The 2,882-nt window shown below is 35.3% G+C and carries 3 protein-coding genes and 1 pseudogene; 3 read left to right on the forward strand and 1 reads right to left on the reverse strand.

The window, feature by feature from the left end; genetic code table 11:
• The 3 genes and pseudogenes from C3E88_RS07585 to C3E88_RS07595 all read left to right on the forward strand — a co-directional run.
• Window positions 1-199, forward strand: a pseudogene (locus tag C3E88_RS07585) (hypothetical protein); the annotation flags it as partial.
• Window positions 200-245: 46 nt separating this feature from the next.
• Window positions 246-389, forward strand: coding sequence for a hypothetical protein (locus C3E88_RS07590; protein ID WP_236909572.1), 144 nt, complete (start codon window positions 246-248; stop codon window positions 387-389).
• A 406-nt stretch (window positions 390-795) separates the two neighbouring features.
• Window positions 796-2,709: a nucleoside-diphosphate sugar epimerase/dehydratase gene (locus C3E88_RS07595; protein ID WP_236909573.1), complete on the forward strand. Its 1,914-nt coding sequence runs from the start codon at window positions 796-798 to the stop codon at window positions 2,707-2,709.
• Here the strand turns inward: C3E88_RS07595 and C3E88_RS07600 are convergent.
• The gene (locus C3E88_RS07600) at window positions 2,696-2,863 is read right to left on the reverse strand and encodes a hypothetical protein (protein WP_236909574.1); all 168 of its coding nucleotides are present in this window, start codon (window positions 2,861-2,863) and stop codon (window positions 2,696-2,698) included. The two genes, C3E88_RS07595 and C3E88_RS07600, sit on opposite strands and share 14 nt — an antisense overlap.
• Window positions 2,864-2,882: the final 19 nt, after the last annotated feature.

Raw genomic sequence — 2,882 nt, forward strand, 5'->3', positions numbered from 1 at the left:
AGAAAGATTCCTAAAGGAAGGACCAAAGGAAGAAGATATTTTGGAAAATCTAAGCATCAAAAAAGATAATAGAAAAGCCACCTTTTTATCCATGCGAAACTGCAAAGGAGACTATGCCATACTAAATGTAGCCCTATCCAATCTACTAGTAGACACCTTGAGAAACAATGGCTATACCAGTGTAAAAAAAAGGATGTGACACTGGAGTCTGTGGATGCTGTACCGTTCACATGGATGGAAAAGCCATGTACACCAACAAAGTACCAGTAGCACCAGCCATAACCGATGCAATCTACAATGCTACCGGTGTTAGAATTAGAGAACTACCAGCTATACCAGAGAAGGTATATCTGGAATTGTTGAAAAAAAAGATAAAATCTAAGTGTTAAGCATATATGAAAAGGAACGGGTTAAACCTGTTCCTTTTTGATTGTATTTATATAAAGCTTATTTTACACTTTAATATTTTTTCTACACAAAAAAAGCCTATATAAACTTGGTTACGAATTTAAAAAACAGGAGATCAAAAATATTTACATAAATAAAGGAATTCCTATATTATTGTCGAATAATATAATTTGAATAGTAATTATTACATCCCTGTGGGTTATTATCAAACTTTATTCTATAAAATGTAACAAGATATTACCAAGTATACCAATAATGGTTTGAAAACTCAGCTTATTCTAGCTATAATATATAGTAGCATGGTAATATATACCTATGTCTTGTAGGTACATATTACTAGATTTTGATTTTTCAGATCTTGATGTGAAGACACAGGGAGGTGACTCAATGAAGAGAAAGCGCGCCATTTTATTAATGCTATTCGATACTGTAGGAATTAGCTTATCATACCTATTGGCTTTGTATTTGAGATTTGATGGACGGGTAGACCCTATATATGTATACAATTTGGCTAATCATATGGCAATTATCACTATTATAAAATTATCCGTATATTATTTTTTTAAGCTATACAAAAGCCTATGGGAGTATGCAAGTATTGATGAGATGATAGAAGTGGTAGGGGGATCTATTGTAGCCAATTTATTGTCTAGTCTCTACATGCATTTCATTGATGTAGGTATACCTCGAAGTATATACTTTATGGTACCAGTCATCGATATGGTGTTTATTGGGGGCGTTAGATTTTTCTATAGGGTTTTGAGACGATTAAAGCATGGTGTATTTAATGGAGTTAAAGATTACAAGCGAATCTTAATAGTTGGAGCAGGAGCTGCTGGAGCTATGGTAATCAAAGAATTAAGAAATCACGATACTTTAAATAGCTGGCCTGTAGCTATAGTGGATGATGATCCTCAAAAGAGAAGGCAAAATATCAATGGAGTACCAGTAGTGGGAAATAGAAAGGATATTAAGAGAGTCTGTAAGGAGTACGAGATAGATGAAATAATCATAGCCATACCTTCAGCCAATAGCAAAGATATTAAGGATATAGTAGGGGAATGTAAAAAGACTAAGGTCAAAACCAAGATATTGCCAGGAGTTTATGAGTTGATAGACGGTCAGGTAAGTGTAAGCAAAATTAGAGACGTAGAAATTGAAGATTTGCTAGGCCGGGAAGAGGTACATCTCAATATGGATGAGATATGCCAGTACATAAAAGATAAAAAGGTGTTGATAACTGGCGGCGGTGGTTCTATTGGTTCAGAATTATGTAGGCAAGTGGCCAGGTTTAAGCCTAAGGAATTGATAATATTAGATATATACGAAAACAATGCTTACGATATACAAAATGAACTATTGAGTAGGTATGATAATCTACCTATGAAAGTAGTCATTGCCTCTATTAGGGATAAACAGAGAATGGAAGAAATATTTGCAGCAGAGGGTATAGATGTAGTATTCCATGCTGCAGCTCACAAACATGTACCTCTAATGGAAGAAAACCCAACAGAAGCCATAAAGAATAACGTATTTGGAACTTTAAATGTGGTAGAAAGTGCAGGTAAATATGGAGTAGAGAAGTTTGTCCTTATATCTACGGACAAGGCAGTTAATCCTACTAATGTAATGGGCGCCACTAAGAGAATAGCAGAGATGATTGTACAGCTTGCCAATACTTTTAGTCATACGGAATATGTAGCTGTAAGATTTGGCAATGTACTGGGTAGTAATGGTAGCGTAATACCTTTGTTCAAAAAACAGATTGCTGCTGGTGGTCCGGTGACGGTAACCCACCCAAAGGTGATTAGATATTTTATGACTATACCAGAGGCCTGCCAATTGGTATTACAAGCAGGAGCTATGGCTGAGGGTGGAGAGATATTTATATTGGACATGGGTGAACCAGTGAGAATAATGGATTTAGCTAAAGATCTAATAAGGCTTTCAGGCTTTGAACCAGAGGTGGACATACCTATAGAGATAACTGGACTTCGACCTGGAGAAAAGCTATATGAGGAACTATTGGTCAATAAAAAAGAGGTGGACACTACCTCTCACCACAAGATATATATAGAAAAACCATTGTTTTGTGATTACGATAATATGAAGCGTCACTTTAATAAACTACAGGAGATTATTGATTATGCAGACGATGATGCTATAAAGGAAGTACTAGCTGAGATAGTTCCCAACTATAAGCCTTATAAGGGAATAGGTGAATTAAAAAAAGAGAAGACAGATAGGCTAGAGAATCTATCGGAAGTTGCAGTCTCTTCAGGGCACATTAGCTCAAACTAGTGAAGGCTATAGCTATTATCAATGGAACTAATATTATACTAAAACCGATTATTAGGCTTTGTTTTTCCTTAGCGGTTATGATATCGTCTGAATTATAGTATCCTCTTATTTTCTTTCTTTTGAATAGTTTTTTTAAAGCTCTGAAGAATAACAATGGAGTTCCTCCTTATATT

Source organism: Clostridium sp. Cult3 (genome assembly GCF_021655115.1).
GTDB lineage: Bacteria > Bacillota > Clostridia > Tissierellales > Tepidimicrobiaceae > PPXY01.

Coding starts and splice junctions, on each gene's coding strand:
- C3E88_RS07590 (WP_236909572.1), top strand. CDS start 246: ATGTACACCAACAAAGTACCAGTAGCACCAGCCATAACCGATGCAATC.
- C3E88_RS07595 (WP_236909573.1), top strand. CDS start 796: ATGAAGAGAAAGCGCGCCATTTTATTAATGCTATTCGATACTGTAGGA.